Annotated in this window: 17 protein-coding genes; 10 read left to right on the plus strand and 7 right to left on the minus strand. The window is 42.1% G+C overall.

Annotated elements, in window-relative coordinates; translation table 11 throughout:
• Nucleotides 1-593: 593 nt before the first annotated feature.
• On the minus strand, nucleotides 594-2,342 hold the full coding sequence (locus J4N44_RS01780) for a bifunctional lysophospholipid acyltransferase family protein/GNAT family N-acetyltransferase (RefSeq protein ID WP_009703571.1): 1,749 nt from the start codon (nucleotides 2,340-2,342) through the stop codon (nucleotides 594-596).
• 143 nt (nucleotides 2,343-2,485) lie between these two features.
• Entirely contained in the window at nucleotides 2,486-2,779 is a 294-nt protein-coding gene (locus tag J4N44_RS01785; protein ID WP_045490767.1) for a hypothetical protein, read from the minus strand.
• Between the two features lie 163 nt (nucleotides 2,780-2,942).
• On the opposite strand from J4N44_RS01785, the gene J4N44_RS01790 reads away from it, so the two are divergent.
• From J4N44_RS01790 to J4N44_RS01800, 3 genes are all read left to right on the plus strand, one after another.
• Complete coding sequence (locus J4N44_RS01790) at nucleotides 2,943-3,662, plus strand: SIMPL domain-containing protein (protein ID WP_005450432.1); 720 nt, start codon at nucleotides 2,943-2,945, stop codon at nucleotides 3,660-3,662.
• A 229-nt stretch (nucleotides 3,663-3,891) separates the two neighbouring features.
• A complete protein-coding gene (locus J4N44_RS01795; protein WP_009698831.1) occupies nucleotides 3,892-4,164 on the plus strand; it encodes a hypothetical protein in 273 nt (90 codons plus the stop codon).
• Between the two features lie 493 nt (nucleotides 4,165-4,657).
• Nucleotides 4,658-5,128: a hypothetical protein gene (locus J4N44_RS01800; RefSeq protein WP_252044792.1), complete on the plus strand. Its 471-nt coding sequence runs from the start codon at nucleotides 4,658-4,660 to the stop codon at nucleotides 5,126-5,128.
• A 135-nt stretch (nucleotides 5,129-5,263) separates the two neighbouring features.
• Here J4N44_RS01800 and J4N44_RS01805 read toward each other — a convergent pair.
• A protein-coding gene (locus J4N44_RS01805) for an IS3 family transposase (RefSeq protein WP_252044793.1) occupies nucleotides 5,264-6,414 on the minus strand; the annotation gives its coding sequence in 2 pieces (ribosomal slippage) (nucleotides 5,264-6,171 and nucleotides 6,171-6,414; 1,152 coding nt in all).
• A 188-nt stretch (nucleotides 6,415-6,602) separates the two neighbouring features.
• Between J4N44_RS01805 and J4N44_RS01810 the strand changes: the two genes are divergently transcribed.
• The 6 genes from J4N44_RS01810 (at nucleotide 6,603) to J4N44_RS01835 (ending at nucleotide 11,053) form a co-directional block, all read left to right on the plus strand.
• On the plus strand, nucleotides 6,603-7,100 hold the full coding sequence (locus J4N44_RS01810) for a hypothetical protein (protein ID WP_252044794.1): 498 nt from the start codon (nucleotides 6,603-6,605) through the stop codon (nucleotides 7,098-7,100).
• A 268-nt stretch (nucleotides 7,101-7,368) separates the two neighbouring features.
• Nucleotides 7,369-7,665, plus strand: coding sequence for a hypothetical protein (locus J4N44_RS01815; protein WP_252044795.1), 297 nt, complete (start codon nucleotides 7,369-7,371; stop codon nucleotides 7,663-7,665).
• On the plus strand, nucleotides 7,658-8,110 hold the full coding sequence (locus J4N44_RS01820; protein WP_252044796.1) for a hypothetical protein: 453 nt from the start codon (nucleotides 7,658-7,660) through the stop codon (nucleotides 8,108-8,110). The genes J4N44_RS01815 and J4N44_RS01820 overlap by 8 nt, the downstream gene beginning before the upstream one ends.
• A gap of 210 nt (nucleotides 8,111-8,320) precedes the next feature.
• Entirely contained in the window at nucleotides 8,321-9,178 is an 858-nt protein-coding gene (locus J4N44_RS01825; RefSeq protein WP_252044797.1) for a DNA polymerase, read from the plus strand.
• Between the two features lie 20 nt (nucleotides 9,179-9,198).
• Entirely contained in the window at nucleotides 9,199-10,647 is a 1,449-nt protein-coding gene (locus tag J4N44_RS01830) for an AICE element replication initiation protein (RefSeq protein WP_252044798.1), read from the plus strand.
• 199 nt (nucleotides 10,648-10,846) lie between these two features.
• Nucleotides 10,847-11,053 carry a hypothetical protein gene (locus tag J4N44_RS01835; protein ID WP_025983412.1) on the plus strand — a complete coding sequence of 69 codons (207 nt, stop codon included), beginning with the start codon at nucleotides 10,847-10,849 and terminating at the stop codon, nucleotides 11,051-11,053.
• Between the two features lie 77 nt (nucleotides 11,054-11,130).
• On the opposite strand, the gene J4N44_RS01840 is transcribed toward J4N44_RS01835, so the two are convergent.
• Nucleotides 11,131-11,988 carry a hypothetical protein gene (locus J4N44_RS01840; protein WP_130350492.1) on the minus strand — a complete coding sequence of 286 codons (858 nt, stop codon included), beginning with the start codon at nucleotides 11,986-11,988 and terminating at the stop codon, nucleotides 11,131-11,133.
• Nucleotides 11,989-12,666: 678 nt separating this feature from the next.
• On the opposite strand from J4N44_RS01840, the gene J4N44_RS01845 reads away from it, so the two are divergent.
• A complete protein-coding gene (locus J4N44_RS01845; protein ID WP_252044799.1) occupies nucleotides 12,667-13,560 on the plus strand; it encodes a BrxR family helix-turn-helix transcriptional regulator in 894 nt (297 codons plus the stop codon).
• Nucleotides 13,561-14,662: 1,102 nt separating this feature from the next.
• Here J4N44_RS01845 and J4N44_RS01850 read toward each other — a convergent pair.
• From J4N44_RS01850 to J4N44_RS01860, 3 genes are all read right to left on the minus strand, one after another.
• Complete coding sequence (locus tag J4N44_RS01850) at nucleotides 14,663-15,229, minus strand: hypothetical protein (protein ID WP_252044800.1); 567 nt, start codon at nucleotides 15,227-15,229, stop codon at nucleotides 14,663-14,665.
• A gap of 17 nt (nucleotides 15,230-15,246) precedes the next feature.
• Entirely contained in the window at nucleotides 15,247-15,567 is a 321-nt protein-coding gene (locus tag J4N44_RS01855) for a hypothetical protein (protein WP_252044801.1), read from the minus strand.
• A gap of 108 nt (nucleotides 15,568-15,675) precedes the next feature.
• Nucleotides 15,676-16,866 carry a site-specific integrase gene (locus J4N44_RS01860; RefSeq protein WP_252044802.1) on the minus strand — a complete coding sequence of 397 codons (1,191 nt, stop codon included), beginning with the start codon at nucleotides 16,864-16,866 and terminating at the stop codon, nucleotides 15,676-15,678.
• Nucleotides 16,867-16,870 lie beyond the last annotated feature (4 nt).

Consider the following 16,870-nt stretch of genomic DNA (forward strand, 5'->3'; position numbering starts at 1 on the left):
CCCCGTTCGATGTTCTGATGAATATTGTTGTAGTAAACGGTTCGCCAAAACCGCTTGTTTGATTGCTTAGTACCCAATCAATTTACCACACATTTTCCAATTGGAACTGACAACGGGTTTTTCGTGATCTACGCCCGCATTTCCTAGGCTGAGAAACGGTTTTTAAGTGACTTAGATCGACTTATTGACCTGTAAATAAATAACAAAAAGCCACTTTCAAATCTGTCAATAAAAATACTAGTGATCAATTCGATCTTCTGACAAATTTAAATCCAAAATACTTTGTGATTTAGATCACTTTTGATTTCTTTTGAAATCCGAATTAAATACCGAAAGTGATCAATGTCACACTTTGTGTTGTATTGCCTGGTCTTGTAAGTGTGATCTATGTCTAGTTTGGTAATTTGTGAAAGTTTTTGACGTAATTAGCGTGACCAATGTCATCGCTAAGGTTTTGATAAATTGCGTTGATGAATGTCTTTTCGAGCCACTTCACGCAGTGATATGTCATTAGTGATAGAAAGATTAGAAGTGCATTGCTCTAGGGCTTCATTCTATCCATGACAACGCACTTTTCATTGATATTTCAATACTCAGCGGTGTTGACCTAAGTAACGGTGAGCCTGCTCGCCCCCCATGTACCGTGCTAATGTTTTTTCTTGGACATTACGCAAGTCAACCATGATCAATCCATCCAAAGCGTTGTTGAATGCTGGATCTACATTGAAGCAAACCAGCTTGCCGTTGAGACTTAAATACTGACGTAGCAACACTGGCACACCTTTCCCTTCGTCAATTCTGGCAATCACTCGAGACAGTAGTTGTAAATCGCCTAATGCCGTAAGCATGCTGGTATTCCAACCACGATGGTTCTCTGGCAGAGGGTTAGATGGCGTGACGTATTCTGCACAGTCTTTGTCATAGTGGTGCAGTGTCATTGATTGAGCCAACAACTGGCGTGCTGTGTCGCTGTAGTCATTGCTGATACTGACTGGACCAAATAGGTGTGTGTAATCTGGGTTTTGATGTACGAAGGTCGCAATGCCTTTCCACAGTAGCAATAATGCACTCATGCTCTTTTGATATTGCTGAGCGATCACCGAACGCCCCATCTCGATCGATTTTCCCATCTGATCTAAAAAGCACTGGTCATAGTTAAACAGTGTACGTGAATACAGACCTTCTACACCACGCTTCTCAATCAGTTGATCAACCAGACCTAAGCGATAAGCGCCGACCAAGCATTGGTTTTCTCTGTCCCACACAAATAGGTGCAGATAGTCATGATCGAAGTGATCAATATCTATCGCTAATCCAGTGCCTTCACCAACTTGACGAAAATTGAATTCACGTAGACGACCAATTTCATGCAGTAGAGAAGGAATGCTCTTCGCCTCAGCACAATAGACATCGAACTCTCCACTTTCGAGTAGCTTTGCTTCTTCTGGTAGGTTGTTCAGCTCTCCAAGCAATTCGCCTATGGGTAACCCTGCCGCAATTGGAGAGAGCATTTCCGAAGAGGACGAGGGCTTGATTGGTTGGGTGTCACGATTAAGTAAATAAGTATTGAGGCGCAAATAGTTCACGACCTGATCATCGTTAAGTGTGTTGAGTTCTTTAAATTTTATGGCTTGCCCAAACGAAAGCTTGATGGTTTGTGCGTGTTTGTTCAATAGCTCTCGACCAAGCATTAGGGTGCGCAAAAGTGGGTGGATTTTCCCCGCCATGTAAAAGCGTTTGGAATTTTGACCACTGATAAAGACTGGTACCGTGGTCGCTTTGTTTTTGCGGATAAGGCTACTGACACTGCGGCTCCACTCTTTGTCTTCTATACGTTGTGGTTTCGCATCGACTAATTGCGATACTTCACCGGCAGGAAAGACGAGTAATAAGCCACCATTAGCCAGATGCTTGTTGGCTGCTCTAAGCGCTTTCATGTTGGATTTGACAGCGTCTTTGCCTTCAAATACATCGACGCCAATGAAGAGCTGATCCAGCTCAGGAACGGTCTTAAGGTATTGATTGGCTAAAATTTGAATATCACCCCTGACCATCAATAACAGCTCCGCCAAGATCACGCCTTCCACACACCCTAGAGGGTGGTTCGCCACAATGACGGTTGCACCTTGCTTAGGAACAGAGTCGAGTGAACCATGAGTGATACGATAATCGATGCCCAAGATATCTAGAGTAAAGCGGAGAAAGGTTTTGGTGTCGGCATTGATAGGTCGTCGGGCGTAGAACTTATCAAGTTGGTTTAAACCCGTTGCCCATTCAGTAACATTTTCACCAATGCCAAATGGCGTTTTACGAGGGAGACGAAAGGGGGTCGAACTATCCATATTTACCTCAGCGTACAAGTTGCTGATTGGATGGTAGAAATTACAGATGACAGTTCAGAGGCAAAAGCATGAGCCTTTGATGACAAAGCCGTGAAGCTTTATTGAACAAAGGCTATTCACCCAGATTTATGAGGGGAGTTTGTTTATGATTTATCACCGGCAAACATCAGGACGCTCATGGCGTTAAGCGTTTTACTGATTGACTCTATAGAGCTTAATACCTGTTTGGTTGGTTCATTTTCCAATAGTAGACGACCATCAAACCCCTTGGTTCCACAAGGTTCTTCTTCGCAAGCCAATGTTCGCTCTTCATGCGTATTTTCTTCGGTGATTTGCTTATCAATCGTTGGGTCTTCAGAGGTCATATTGTTGGCACTAAAACAAGAAGTTGAGATGAAGACTCCACTAATAATAAGCATTAACTTTGTTTTCAACATGATGATTAACTCAATAATAAAACACTGTTCGATTTTATGTTATTGTCTTCATCATTTCGAGTGATATGACAGAAATTTAGCTTTTGGTCGCTATTTTGTTGCCATTCCTAGGCTATCTTATCTGCATAACAAATTGATTGGTTTAACGAAATCAGGAGGATGAATGGAGAACGTTTCCAACAAAGCGTCAATATGGTTAGGGCTGTGTCTAATTATTGGTTTGGGAGTGTTGGGTTTCTTTATCCAGCAGACAGCGGTGAAATACAAAGCGTATGAACGTGTGGTTACGGTGAAAGGCTTGTCTGAGCGAGAGTACCCAGCGGATACAGTAATTTGGCCTATTCAATTTACTGTGGCGAGTAATGATATGACAGCAATGTTTGATGACATTGATCAGCAGACTAAGCTGGTCATTGATTTTCTTGTGGCAAAAGGACTGAATGAATCAAACTTCTCTCTGTCATCACCAGCTGTCATTGACCGTAAAGCTCAGCAATATGGTAGTGAGCAAGATATCGAATATCGCTACCTCGCAAACCGAACTGTGACGGTTTACAGCCAGAACATTGATTTGGTGAGAGCGGCAATCAATGAAATTGGCGAACTAGGCAAACAGGGCGTTTTATTAAACCAAGATCCTTACTCGAATCGTGTGGAGTACAGCTTTACTAAGCTTAACGAGATTAAGCCTGATATGATTGAGGAAGCGACGAAGAATGCACGAGAAGTAGCAGAAAAATTTGCTAAAGACTCACAGAGCTCGCTCGGTAAAATTAAGCGAGCGACACAAGGTCAGTTCTCAATTTATGACCGAGATAGCAATACGCCTTACATCAAGAAGGTACGCGTTGTTTCAACTGTTCAGTATTACCTATCGGACTAAGCAAGATTATCTCAAGTTTCAACCCAATCTCACAAGCCAGTCATTTGACTGGCTTTTTTATGCTCAATCGATTGCATTATAAGTGCTGTGGTTTTTCTCGTTTATGCAAGTGATCTTTTATAAAACTAAGTTCTTATTTGTTTGGCAATGAAGTTGATAAAAGTCAATTCACAGAAGGAGTTAGAGGCGTAATTTTGACCGCACTTATTAGCTAGAAGGAATTACTAGAATGGCCTTTAAACATTACCTCAGAGAGTTGTTAGGCTTAACCATTGTTGTCTCTGTGGTATTCGGAGTATTGAGTATCTTACTGGACTTCTGCGCTCTTGTAGCGCTGTGCGAACATCAAGAGAATATTGCCCATATTTTTTTCCATGAATCGTTCTACTTTATCGCATTCCTGATCCCGCCTTATTTCTTATGGAAAGTGATTAACCGTCCCGGCTTAGTTTCAGCAACAGAAGAGTATCAGGTCAGCAAGCTTGAATTAGAGCGCCCTTAGCTGGAAAACCTAAACGTAAGCGCTTGGCTTGGCTTGCGATGAGGATATTGGATGGAATCTCTATCTTCCAGATACAACAAAGGCCCGTAGATTTCTCTACGAGCCTTTCGAAATATGGTGGCCCCTCCCAGACTTGAACTGGGGACCAATCGATTATGAGCGAAGGTCTGACGCAACCTCACCGCACAATCAACATAGAAACCCTGCCCCGAATCACTCCGAAATCCACCAGCAAAATCGCATCACCTGATTACCCGCATGATTTTATTGACGTCGCCGACGGGAATTGTTGAGTGTGATTAGTACGACGACGCCGACGAGGTATGGGGTTAAAGTTGGGCGGAAAGACAGGAACGGTACCGGAGAAGACAGGAAAAACTCCTAGTCGTATTAAGCTGAAAATCGAATTTATATTATTGAATTGTAATAACTTTTACTGGATTAGTCCGGTGGGAGTACTCTTCTTTCCAGTTCGACGTATAAAGGAGTTTCTATGAACCAAGCCAAAAACAGCAGGAAGAATGCAGGAGTTGATACATCTAAAACCACACCAGAAGACAATCCATTCTCTACCATTCTCAAAACAGGTGAAGCACCCAAAGTAGGATCAAAGGCCCAAGGAATGGTGCTCTACGAGGTTGCTCAAAACAGTGAAGATGCTCAACTCTACTTTCGTATTGCCGGACAAAGTGGTGGGGCCGGATTACATTCAAAACACTGGGTTCTACTTAACGAACTATTCCAGTTGATCGAATCTCAAGGTGATAACCCGTGGAAAAGTCAGGTCTATCAATCCCTATATCCTTCAGGCTCAGCCAATAACCAAGGGTTTTGCGCCTCAATAGTTAGAGACTTAGGTCTAGCCCAAAAGTCAGAATCATCAATTTATCTTCACGTACTCGGCGACGAATACCAACACCGAAAAGCAGAGCTGTTAGCGCTCGCAGACAAGAAAACAAAATAACCCTTCCATCTATCGTCGCTGAAGTCGTACCGACGACGCCGACAGCAATCACTTTCAAATTCTTCAATCAGTAAATCTAATAAGGAAATGTAGTAATGAAAAAACTGATCTGCTCCAGCCAGACTGGACAGCGCATTAAGCGACATATTGTTTTTCAAAGTTAACTGGGCTTAGATACCCAAGGGCACTGTGCCTTCTTGTTCGATTATAATCAACTTCGATATACTCAAAAAGTGCTTGGCGCATCTCTTCTCGCGTCATTATCGGCTCGTATTGGACGGCTTCTACTTTCATTGAGTGGAAAAAGCTCTCAACACAAGCGTTATCCCAACAATTTCCTTTCCTGCTCATACTTTGTTTTAGATTATGGGCTGCAATTAAGTCTCGGTAGTCTTTTGAACAATACTGACTACCTCTATCGCTATGGATAATCACCCCTTCTGGCATACCTCTGCGGAATAATGCCATTGATAGCGCATCACAGACCAGAGTCGCCGTCATTCTAGTGTTCATTGACCAACCAACGACTTGCCGTGAGTATAAATCGATGACAACAGCTAAATACATCCAACCTTCGCTTGTCGCTAGATAGGTAATATCGCCAGCCCATTTTTGATTCGGCGCTATCGCATTAAAGTCTTGCTCAAGTAAGTTCGGTGCGACAGGAAGCTTATGCTTACTGTCTGTCGTACATTTAAACTTACGGGCAGCTTTCGCGACTAAGCTCTGGCGCTTCATACTCGCAGCAATGGTTTTTACATCGTGCTTATTCCCATTCTCTTCAAGCTCTTTTTGAATACGCCGTGCACCATCGCGTTCCTTATTATTTGCAAAAACTTCTCGAACCTTGCTATCAAGCTGTTTGCGGTGCTCATTGCGTTGAGTAACTTTGTGGCGATGATTAATCCAGTAATAAAACCAACTTCGAGAAACCTCAAACACCTTAGCCATACGGACAATCCTATACCGCATCAGGTGTTCGAGCATAAACTCATAACAATCTACTTTAGATTTTTCGCGAAGTAGGTGGCGGCCTTTTTTACGATATCTAGCTCTTCAGCTTGCTCAGCCAGTAATCGTTTGAGTTTGGCATTTTCAGTGGCGAGCTCTCTTTCTCTGTCGCTGATCTTCGCGTCTTTTTTAACGGCTTTACGCCACCCATAGATTTGAGATTCATATAACGATAGCTGTCGTGCAGCAGCCGCGACACCGACTTTCTCAGCCAACTTAAGTGCTTCGGCTTTAAATTCGGGAGCATGTTTGATTCGTGTTTTCTTGGTTGTCATTGTCCACCTCGTTAGTGATTGTACTCACTTAACGCAGTGTCCAAAACTGATGGTGCGGATCAGTGGGTGAGCTGAAGGCATTCGATAAGGATGCTAGGTACGCATTGCTCGCTAAATTGTTGCTACAAGAGTATCAGCGCCTCCTTAGTGTGCGTGTCCCTAGTTTTACGAAGCTTTGGTTTCGAGAAATGACCAAAGTAAGACGAGCTGAGACTAAGAAAAAAGTCAGGTTTATTGTCCCTAAAGGGTATGAGAATAAATACTCTCGATATATTGATGCTGTATTGGCGCATCACTTAGTCAAAAAACTAGGTTCAAAGCCGGAAATGCCATCAGCTCCAAATGATTTCATATTCAAGGAAATCAGCAAAAATAAATTCGCTAAATCACGAGATCTTAGAGCTCAATACCGTTGGTTGTTTATTAAAGCATGGTTGTACTCTTATCTCACAAAGTACGACTTAACGCTATCGGAAGTGGCGAAGCAAATATCTTTGGATGACTACTTTTTTTACATGTCTGACATGGCCAAGCTGGAAGACTTCGAGAGCCAAGTATATAAAGAAGAGATACAAGAAGCACGATTCCTAGATCTGAAGAACAACCTTTCTGCATGGAAGAACGATAAGTCTGAATATGGCTATATTTACAGTCAAATCCTAGCAAGCAGTAAAGATCAAGCTTAGTAATAACCTCATCCTATCCACAAAAGGAGAAGCAGCAATGCTTCTCTTTTTTTCGTCTCAACAAACCCGAGCGCATATGACAGATACCGATGTCGCCATACTGTTTAATACAAACCACAGAGAGAGGGAGACCTTCTCAATGCTCTTTAACAACCTGGAAAGTAACGCTCTACGACGTTTGAATGTTGATTTAGCAACTTAATGGCTGCCTATTGCGATGCTGAATTAAATCGCATCAATTTCTATTGATAACTTAGGAGAGAATGAAATGAGTCTATTTGAAAAACTAAATGCACAGGCCGAAAAAGTAGCTAACTTCAAAGCGCAGATTCCTAGTAACGCATTGTCGAACATGATGCCGTCAGATGGTGTGCCATTCATGGCTAAGTTTGAAGTGCAGAAGTTGCTTACGATTGAGCGATACGATGACGAGACAGGATATAAGTATACATATTATGTAGATGCCGATGTTGCGCAGTCCTTACCCAAAAAAGAAGTATCTCAAAAGGTACTTCATGTTCTGCAAACGACAAAAAAACGAGATTCGCCTAGTTCTATTGAGTAGCAATCCATCAAACTCTTGGAATCGCAGCAAGCTAGACGCGGTGAAGGCGAGCGCTGAGGGGAAAGTTATCTCTGTAAAACGTAACAACGAGGCTGGTGTCTATAGTTACTCGGTTGAGCATGATATCGCCCCATTCGATGTTGATATGTCTCTTGTAGCGAAAGCTTTTGATGAAACGTTTGGTGGAGAGTATCACATCGACTCCCTAGAACATCCTGTTGCTCAAGCGTTGTTGGAAAATAAAGGTGAGTTCGTTGACGTCGTCGACGGTGATACTGAACAAAAGCAAGTGAGTAATGACGACGCCGACGCTGAAAGAGTGAGAGATCCTTCTGAAGATGGAATTTTCTCGGACGACCCAGAGCCGTTAGAAGAATTGGAAGAAATCGAAATTGAAGATGAGATTGACCTTGATGATTTGGATTTCGATGATATTGCAGCATGAATCGCAATCGCACGTTATGGTCTTGGACCACATACCTATGCGCTGAATAAACAGTTACTTGTTCACTCAGCGCAAGGTTACCTACCTGACCATATTGCTCAAGAGGTTAAACCTGTTTCGAGCTTACCCCCTTTGGATGTTCAACGTCGTATTACGCGGCATATAGAGCATCTAAAAAGCAGAGAAGCGATTAGAGTAAATCGTACTGCAATGCTTAAGCGAATTAGTTCGTACTCACAGAAAAAATCGGGTACAAGCCAATTCGTATCTAAGCAATATCAAGGCATTGTTACAGCACTAAATACAGATTCTACCGGACATTGGTATCGTCCTGTTGTCTCGGCTTTTCATACTAAAACAGGTCGTGATCATGTTCTTGGTTCTTCTCTGAACCAAGTTCCTAAGCAGTACTGGAAGTCTGTACTGAGTCCACCTAAAGGCAGTGTTTATGCCCTTTTAGATTACCAGCAACAAGAACCCATGATTGCCGCTTATTTTGCGCAATGTCAGGTGCTCATGCATTGGTACCAAAAGGGGGACATATACAAAAATATCGTTCAGTTAGTTGGCGGGCAATTTAGTCGTGACCAGTGTAAGCAAATGCTCATTGGGCGCTTATATGGTATCGGTTATCGAGCTCTCGCTGAAAAACTGGATCTTACCTTGAGTCTAGTTAGAGCTCTGTCTAATGAGCTATCTCGTCTTATTTGCCCAATTGACCGCTATCTCGCTAGATCTGCCGATGTTATTCGACATCAAGGCTTCGCTCGTTCCTTAGATTGGAAATACACCATTTCGGATTTGGACGGGCAACTCTCGCTAACTAATTGGAAGATTCAAGCAACAGGTGCCGACATTATGCGCCGAGCCTGTCTACGTCTTGATGATGCGAACATTCCACTTCTACTCACCAACCACGATTCGTTCTTGGTGAGGTTAGAACAAGCACAATTTCAAAACCAATTGGATGCGGCAACTCAGGCTCTCACCGACGCCGCCGCCGATGTTCTAAATGGTTTCCGTTTAAAAGTGGCAGTCGAAATGATGCTGCCATCCCAAGAAAAATAGTATTAAAGGAGATTTTTACAATGGCTGATAAAAATGCATTCGCAGAGTTGTTAGAACAGTTTACCCCTAGCGTAGTTAAGCAGGACGAATCACGGACACCATATTTGATTGAGCATACCGGAGAGTCTAATCAAGCTATCCCATTGGTTTCTGATAAGGGAGAGCAGATGATTCGTAAGTATGCTAAGCGAGTAGAGTTGAGATTAGTTGGTAAAATGGTTAAAGATGTATTAGATGAAGTAAAGGCTATTGCTTGGGAGCATGAACAACCGTTAATTAAGCCTCAGATACGCTATGGTATGGCTCCGGGAACTGAAACAGTGACCATTGACCTCTCGAACGGACAGATTGCTCAACTTAGCGCTCAAGGTGTTGAAGTGTTGGATACAATGCCAGCTAGTAATGAGAATCTCTATTTTCAGCGACCGAGCTTTCAGCTACCAATGGTTACGCCTAAGCTGCCATGTGGTGACACCAAATCAGCCTTGGCCAAGTTGAGAAAGTTCATTAATACCGACACGAATACTTTCTTCTTGTTAGTGGCTTATATGACTTACTTAATGGCTCACCCTAAAGCAAAAGGTGTTCCTTACCCTATTTTGATGATTCAGGGGGAAAAGGGGGCTGGAAAAAGCTTCTTCTGTAATAACGTGCTTCGTGGCTTGTTAGATCCTAGCGCAGTCTCAGCGATGGCTTTTCCTAAGCAAAGTGACTTTGTTTTGACCATCAACGGTATGTCGCTAGTTGTTATTGATAACCTTAGAAGCTTAACTAAGCGTCAAAGTGATTTGCTTTGTACGGTAGCTACTAAGGGAACCATAACGAAGCGAACATTGTACAAGACAGCAGAAGTGACGATGCTAGAGCTACATAGTCCACTGGTGCTAAATGGTATTCATGACTTTGTAAAAGAGTCAGACCTAGCTTCCCGTTGTCTCCGAGTCAACTTGGAGCCGATGAAGAAAGGCAATAGGCGTCCTGAACAAGAGTTGAAAGCTGAGTTAGAAGCATCAATGCCAGAGATATTCGGTGCCTTACTGACTCTTGCATCCAAAGCGTTGGCGGTATTGCCTGATGTTGAGGTGATGTACGAAGCTCGCATGATGGACTACGCCAAATGGATAGGAGCGCTAGAAAAAATCTGGAAACTCCCAGAGGGAAAGCTGCAAAAAGTGTACGAGAAGAACGTAGAGTCGTTGATGGCGTCAGGTATGGCAGATGATAGTTTAACTATTGCTTTTACGGCATTGCTTAAGAAAGCTGAAGGTAAGCCGTGGAAGGGCAAACCTTCCGAGCTTCTGAATAAACTTCAAGAGTTCGAAGAAAGCATGTATCTACCTAAAGGTGCAGCGGCGTTGTCAGCAAAGATTAAGGGGCAAGAATCGAGCTTGAATGCCAATGGCATTTACTTCAAGTTTGGACGAGATGCAGAGCGTTACATTATGGTTTCAGAGAAACCTTTGATTTAATCAACACATCCGGCATTGGTGGCTTTGGTCATCGGTGTCGGATTTTTTGTTTTAGTGCAGCCGTCGACGGTTGGTGATAGACGTCGACGATGACAATCGATAATTGTTAGATATGGAACATTTTGCATTCCCATGTTGAAAACATGGCTTTATAAGCTAAGTCTTATATTGGTTTTTTATTACTGATATTGAGGATAGTATGGCTAGGTATTATGTGAACAAGAATCAACAAGCTAATGGCGATCATGAAGTGCATAAGCAAGGTTGCTCTTACATGCCACTGGAACATAACCGAACGTATCTTGGTGAGTTTGCTAGTTGTGGGTCTGCAGTTGCTGCAGCGAAGAAAACCTATTCAAAGGCCAATGGGTGTTATTACTGCTCAGAAGCTTGCCATACGGGGTAGGAGCTTCTTTAATGTGGATAGTAAAATCCGGTATTGAAGGTTTTATCCCATCAACACCGGATTTTTTAGATTTAGATTTAGATCTTATCGAAGTTGTAACGTCGGAGTACGATGAAATCGAGCTTACTACACCAAATTACAGGTTTTCCAGTTGCGGCATAATAGCAATCACCAATAATTAAGGCATGACAACCTTGTAAATGTTCTAAATCTTTATCTACTTTAAAGTATTCAAGAAACTCTGAGACGAGCTCTGGTCTAATTGAAACACTTAAACCGTCAGAACGATTACCGGCATTTAGCCACAATTTTCCATCATTTGAGTATGCAGCGTCACTGATAAAGCCCCAGAAAATGCGGTTTTTTTCATGCAGTCCTTCGTGTACGTTTTTGAATTCCACGAAAAGCTCATCAGCTTTAGCTGGAAGGTCGGGGAAAGGAGCGTCTGGTATATACACATCAGTACCAGATGCATACATGGCATCGGTGGAACGAACTAGTTTATATAGCAAGTTTTTCAATGTGAGGTGAGCAGGGTAGTCCTTACCTCCAGCATTTTTGGCTTTCTCACCTGAACGTTTTTCACCTCGAGGAATATCACCCTGAGGGGCTAGAGGTTTTACATCAACTTCATAGTTTTTTTCCAACCCCAAATTTAATGTAATACCGCTATTCGGGTTAGCTGCAGGTTGGCCATCACCACCATCTCCGTCATCTATAACTTCATAGTTAGTGGCATATTCGCAGTCATCAGTGTGGTGAGCACAAAAGTGAGGTACTTTTTTGCCGTAGCTAGACTTTCTAAACCAAGCATCGCCTTCACAAGAAACGCACTTCAAGTTACGTCTCATTGTTACTATATTGCTTTCTCCCAGGGCCCAGAATTCATCAGATTTCCATGTTCTTCCGTCAAGAGTACAAAAAGCAAGATCCATGTAATTATCCTTATTTATCAAATGTTCGGTTAATGCTGGGGAGTTAATTCCCCAGCTAAACGGCTTACTTCTTTTTGACCGGGATTTTGAACATACCACCATTCTTACGTGTAATACGCTTTCCCTTTACAGTTATGTATGGTCGAAAAATATACTCAACATTCTCGTTTTGATTTAGATTTGGTCGATTCATAATTTGAATTCTCTCAAATAAATCACCCCGGACCATTGACCATGTTCGGTTTGAAACATATCCTTACACGGTAGCAGGAGTGATATGTGTATTTATACAGTAGGATTGCCGTCCTAATGCGCTTTTAGTTACAAGTTTCATGAGCCCAAAAAGTTGCCGCTTTTTGGGCTTTTTCAGTTTTCTAAGTCTCTCACCTCCTTTATTAAGCTCCTCACCTTTCTGTTCTCGTCACGTTTAAACTTGGTCGACATTCATTATCTCACTCTGTTTTTTTAACGATAAAGCACTATATCCATCACTGTTTCATTAGGGTATTACCTCTTAGTTCACATAGTAATCAGCACAACATCTAAGGTCAATACTATGAGCTGGGTTTTTGGTAAAAAAATCAAATAACACCGATCTATATGATGTGTGTTATTTGATTTTGTTTTGTTTGAGTGCTAGTTTGAAGCCTATAACTGCATCATTTTTAAGGTGTGTAAATGAGTGAATTATATAGCTACACCCAGCTTGTTAGCGAAGTTGGTAGTCATGCTGAGAGATTAGCGTTTATCGATTTTAAGTTGCGATTTACTGGTTTTATACGACGAGCAGACTTAAAAGAGGAGTTTGGACTAGCTGAAGCTGCTGCAACTAGAATGATCTCCCTTTACAGGGAATATCGAGAAGAAAACCTTGTTCATGATCGTTCAAATAAGCTAAATGTTATCAACTTAGAAAAATATACCCCTCTGATTCCAATTGGAGCAGAACAGGCTCTAGGAATGTTAGCTCATGGTTTTAATAAAAATAAGATTGCAGGTAGGCCAATACTCCAATACAGGAAAATAGGTGTTGTAAAAAATCAGTTGGATGTTGATGAAGTGGCTAGAATTACTAGAGCTATATCCAATGAAAAAGCTATAGAATGTTGTTATATATCGGGAAGTAGCGACAAACATCTACCTAGAGATTTAGCTCCACTTGCTATTTTGTATGATGGTAAAAATTGGATATTTAGAGCATTTGATCGGAGTGAAACTAAAAAATATAAGTTTAAAAATTTCAACTTTGCTAGAGCTACAAAGGTAAAGCCTATTGAACAAGACGATGGGAACACCTTTCAGTATGAGAGGTTATCGGAGGATACCCATTGGAATACTCCATTACCTTTATTTCTTGAGTTGCATAATGAACTAAATGATGAGCAAAGAGCATCTATTCGTCGAGACTTTGGAATGCTGCCAGATGAGGATGAGTTATATTTAACAGAGAGTGCTGCATTGGTTTGGATACTCACTAAGTTATGGAATATTGATGTGGGTAACCCTGAAGAAAGTGATTTGTTTTTTAAGTTTAGTTTAAAAAACAGGGAAATGATTAAGCCATATCTATAGGAGCCTGTCTTTCCAACACAGTTTTCTACATTTCCTCGACGGCGTCGTCGTACTAATCACACTCAACAATTCCCGCTGTCGACGTCAGTAAAATCATGTAGGTAATCAGGTGATGAGATTTTGCTGGTGGATTTAGGCGTGATTCGGGGCAGGGTTTCTATGTTGATTGTGCGGTGAGATTGCGTCAGACCTTCGCTCATAATCGATTGGTCCGCAGTTCAAGTCTGCGAGGGGCCACCAATATTCCTTAAGGCTTATGGAGAAATCCGTAAGCCTTTTTTCGTTCTAGTCCTTTCCATATCCGGTCCGCAATTACTTCCGGTAAGCACTGGTCCATTAGCACCACTTAAACACGCCACGTAGTCACCACAGAGTCACACTTCCCCTGTCAGAGTGATATCCACCATAAGAAACTTCTCTCATCTGTACAGCACGAATCAGAGCAGATACATACCACTCAACACCAGAACCGAACCCCAGAAAAACTTCGCGCTGGAACCAACAAAAATATAACTAACATCCTGTCCATTAGCTGAAATTAATTAATGTAGGTATGGGATGGAAAGCTAGTTCAGTGACGGGAAGGACACCCATGATCCTAAAGCTCTCAGAACTAGCCAGTCAGGAAAAAACAGCATTAAATGAAGACCGATTACCCTCAGTGGTAATCGGTCTGTTATCTCTTAAGTGATTTAGGTCAGTAATCATCGGCACTCAACCACAGCCCCAGAAACAGCGGCTGATCACTGGACTGGTATTCATACTGAAACCAGAAAAAACAACGGCACACAGGATTACAGCGCGAATCTGGTATGAGTTAGGGCTAAGAGTTGGGTTAGTGGAATCAGATGGAACTACCGTCGACGACGACGGCTAACTGGACGGAAAACCTAAATAGGAAATTTACATTAGGGTTCGTGTCCAGCTCGGTATCTAGCCAAAATTACAGCTAAAGACCGGATAGGGACCGGACCGACGACGCCGTCGCGATAATTACAGAAACTACATCATGCAGGAAGTTAGGCAGAGTAAGCCTTAGAGGAAGATTACAGGGTCAGTCTGATGTGACCGACCCAGCGATCTAGGATTTGTTGGTGAGCACTTAATGGCTATTAAATGGGCTATCTTGTTTAATATGAGCTAACTCACCTAGAAAAGCGGACCAATCAATATTTCCTGAATTATCAAATAGGTCTTTTCCGTCACTTAAGCGAAAAGTATTTGAGTAAACTTTGGTTTTTATTCCAGAGTATAATATAACTTCAATAGCTCCATCTTCACCATATGCAGCCTCTAAATAATCATTCATATGATCAACCAAATAAGATGCATGGAGGTGTTTTCGTGAGTTAGGCTCATCAGTTAGAGAGAAATAAGGCTGTTTGTCGATCTCAATGGCTTGAAGGAGCTGTTCTAAGCCTTCAAGCTGAAATCCTATTTTTATGCTAACGGTTTCTTTCTCACCAGGAGCTATTAATACTGGTTTATTGTTTTGCGGCAAAAACGACATTCCACCACCACTTTGTCCTTCTCTCTTCAACATTCCATTTGTGTGAGCTAATGAAACTTCGGCTGATGTAATTAAGATGGGTTCATTAGATAAGTTCATCACATCCATAGATAGGAAAGCTAATGGCTTACCAGTAAAAAATAGCCCCCAAGGTTTCATGTATGATTTCGTAATGATTAACTCATGTTTTTTTTTTGCTTATGAGACTCAATGCAATCATAATACATTTTCTTTAGTTCTAATTTTTCTTGACCAGTCATACCTGATTGATCAACTACAATCCCTTTACTTTTACTACTAGTCCCACCGGAGATCCGAGCTTTTTCCTTTAGATACTCACCTTCTAGATATACTATTTGATCGTCTGAAAACTGACTCGCACATATAGCTATTGCGTTTTTTGTTTCAGGGGTTATGTCTGACTTTACAACACTTTTTTGTACATGCTGCCCAGAACAACCCAGAATGAAGACTGATAAAAAAATTAAGTATTTCATTTTGTTACCTTTGTATACATAATTTTTGAATAATAACGTAATTTTTCGCTTAAGCAATATAATTAATTAACCCCAAAAACAGCCAGTAATTCACTGGCCGCCTCTGGTCTATCTTTGACTTACATCCCCAACCAACTCAGACACATTAGCACTAACTTCTCTCAACCTCGTTGAAGCCAAGTGAGCATACCTCGTGCTAGTCTGCGGTGATTGATGGCCTAACAAATGTTGAACATCGTACAGAGTGGCATTCCCTGAGTTGATCAGGATGGAAGCAAAGCTATGGCGTAAGTCATGAATCCTGAAGTTGTCAGTGATACCAGCAGCAGCTTTGATCCGGGCAAATGCTTTCTTAGGATGAGCAATGGGTCTACCTTCTGCATCACCAGCAAAGATATACGGATTGCCTCTAACCTGAAATCTCCGCTGATCATTCATTACCTCCTTAGCTAAATGATTCAGTAGTACCGTTCTCGATAGTCCGGACTTAGTGTGCGGTAGAAATAGACTCCAATTACCGTCGTCGTCGACGGTAAGGCACTCCCATTTCGAACCGGTAATTTCACCTATGCGCATTCCGGTCAGAAGTGCGAATTTCAATGCGTTGGCTTGGGTTCGATTCGGTTCTTCGTTACATGCCTTGATGAAGCTGGAAACCTCAGCCCGTGAGAGGAATCGCTGTCTTACATTGTTTTCCTTCAACTTCCTGATGTACTGACCGGGATTTGAGTCAACAAAGCGCCACTCCATTGCGAGCCTGAACATTCGCAGGATTAAGGACCGCAGACGGTTGACCGTGGCTGGCTTTCTACCTTCTAGTAATCCATCAAGTAATTTCTGAATATCCTGCTGACCAATCTCAGTAAGAGGTTTCTTGCCCCACTTCGGATAGAAATGAAGCTTGAGATTACCCGCATCACTTTTAGCAGTAAGCTTGTTCATCATTGCGTAGGGTAAGTAATGCAGTTCTGAGAACTCTTGGAACGTAAGGACGTTGCGCTTCTCATCACGAATAGCCTTGGGATCATTACCTAGAGCAATTTCCCGTTTATGGTCATTGGCAATCTGACGAGCGGTGGCAATATCTAGCGCTGGATATTCACCTAGTTGTACGGATTTTTTAACCCGATTGTAGGTGTACCTAAAGAGGAAACGCTTCCTCCCCTGACGGTTAATTATCAGCTTGAGCCCGCTACACAACTCGTCGGTATATTCAGTTTCCTTACTTTTGCTCGACAGCGGCGTCGGTGGTAGTGAGTCGAGCTGGCGCTTATTGAATTTGAATTTTCGGGATTGCATCACT

The sequence above is a fragment of the Vibrio sp. SCSIO 43155 genome, from assembly GCF_023716605.1.
Classification (GTDB): domain Bacteria; phylum Pseudomonadota; class Gammaproteobacteria; order Enterobacterales; family Vibrionaceae; genus Vibrio; species Vibrio harveyi.

Coding starts and splice junctions, on each gene's coding strand:
- J4N44_RS01850 (WP_252044800.1), bottom strand. CDS start 15,229: ATGAAACCTTGGGGGCTATTTTTTACTGGTAAGCCATTAGCTTTCCTA.
- J4N44_RS01795 (WP_009698831.1), top strand. CDS start 3,892: ATGGCCTTTAAACATTACCTCAGAGAGTTGTTAGGCTTAACCATTGTT.
- J4N44_RS01785 (WP_045490767.1), bottom strand. CDS start 2,779: ATGTTGAAAACAAAGTTAATGCTTATTATTAGTGGAGTCTTCATCTCA.
- J4N44_RS01790 (WP_005450432.1), top strand. CDS start 2,943: ATGGAGAACGTTTCCAACAAAGCGTCAATATGGTTAGGGCTGTGTCTA.
- J4N44_RS01835 (WP_025983412.1), top strand. CDS start 10,847: ATGGCTAGGTATTATGTGAACAAGAATCAACAAGCTAATGGCGATCAT.
- J4N44_RS01780 (WP_009703571.1), bottom strand. CDS start 2,342: ATGGATAGTTCGACCCCCTTTCGTCTCCCTCGTAAAACGCCATTTGGC.
- J4N44_RS01845 (WP_252044799.1), top strand. CDS start 12,667: ATGAGTGAATTATATAGCTACACCCAGCTTGTTAGCGAAGTTGGTAGT.
- J4N44_RS01815 (WP_252044795.1), top strand. CDS start 7,369: ATGAGTCTATTTGAAAAACTAAATGCACAGGCCGAAAAAGTAGCTAAC.
- J4N44_RS01855 (WP_252044801.1), bottom strand. CDS start 15,567: ATGAAATACTTAATTTTTTTATCAGTCTTCATTCTGGGTTGTTCTGGG.
- J4N44_RS01860 (WP_252044802.1), bottom strand. CDS start 16,866: ATGCAATCCCGAAAATTCAAATTCAATAAGCGCCAGCTCGACTCACTA.
- J4N44_RS01825 (WP_252044797.1), top strand. CDS start 8,321: ATGCTTAAGCGAATTAGTTCGTACTCACAGAAAAAATCGGGTACAAGC.
- J4N44_RS01800 (WP_252044792.1), top strand. CDS start 4,658: ATGAACCAAGCCAAAAACAGCAGGAAGAATGCAGGAGTTGATACATCT.
- J4N44_RS01840 (WP_130350492.1), bottom strand. CDS start 11,988: ATGGATCTTGCTTTTTGTACTCTTGACGGAAGAACATGGAAATCTGAT.
- J4N44_RS01810 (WP_252044794.1), top strand. CDS start 6,603: ATGACCAAAGTAAGACGAGCTGAGACTAAGAAAAAAGTCAGGTTTATT.
- J4N44_RS01830 (WP_252044798.1), top strand. CDS start 9,199: ATGGCTGATAAAAATGCATTCGCAGAGTTGTTAGAACAGTTTACCCCT.